Origin of the sequence: Arthrobacter sp. Cr_A7 (genome assembly GCF_029222765.1) — a bacterium.
Classification (GTDB): Bacteria; Actinomycetota; Actinomycetes; order Actinomycetales; family Micrococcaceae; genus Arthrobacter.
The window spans coordinates 1-701 of sequence record NZ_JARHXQ010000354.1 but is presented as its reverse complement, the minus strand read 5'-3'; the positions used below and the strand labels follow the sequence as shown (position 1 = coordinate 701).

Annotated in this window: 2 protein-coding genes; one reads left to right on the top strand and one right to left on the bottom strand. The window is 55.9% G+C overall.

Going from position 1 to position 701, the window contains the following annotated elements:
• Positions 1–38: 38 nt before the first annotated feature.
• Positions 39–323, bottom strand: a complete 285-nt coding sequence (locus P2Q66_RS21065; RefSeq protein ID WP_275731298.1) for a hypothetical protein — start codon at positions 321–323, stop codon at positions 39–41.
• A 272-nt stretch (positions 324–595) separates the two neighbouring features.
• On the opposite strand from P2Q66_RS21065, the gene P2Q66_RS21060 reads away from it, so the two are divergent.
• Positions 596–701 (top strand): LysR family transcriptional regulator (locus P2Q66_RS21060; protein WP_275731300.1); only part of this gene is annotated, 106 nt, incomplete at its 3' end.

The window sequence follows — 701 nt, the reverse complement described above, 5'->3', positions numbered from 1 at the left end:
ATCTGCACGTGTCCTTCTCGGCCATCACCAGGAATGCATCACTCCTCAGAATCCAAGAATGTCGTGTATCCCTCAGGCCGGTGAAATAAGCGGCGCCCGGCGCCGTTGTCCTGGATCAGCCACAAATAGTGGCCGTCAACAGAAATTTCGTCGACGCGCCCTGAAATCCGGGGGTTACGCCTATCTGACGTCAGCAGCACAACGGAATTGCCGGGAGCCAGGTGGCGCCAGCTGTCCACTTCGATGCGAAGGCAGTTGGAAAGGGTCGGGTGAGAAGCGCGGGGATTCGAGATGTACATGTACTGGCCTTCGCTGGAGATCAAGCTTGGTTCAAATCCTGTACGGCCATTTCCGGAACGTGGATGGCGGCCATGTGAACCGGAGGGCAACCGGCAGTGGCGCCTGCGGCAGGGCTTTTTGGCTCCCGGAGCCGTGGCGTACTCATTCATTACAGTCGGTTGTTTGGAAGTACGTCCAAGATCTAGAAGCAATAGGCTTGATAGGCCTAGGCTATTTAGGCCTTGGTCTAAGCTCATGTTCTTTGAAGGCGCGGTGATTACCGCCTAAACCAAGTTCGAACCAGTGAGGACGCTGCGTGGATACACGAAAGCTGAAGTATTTCCTGGCCGTAGTTGACCATGACGGATTTAACCGAGCGGCCGAGCACTTGCTGATCGCGCAGCCGTCACTGTCACAGACCA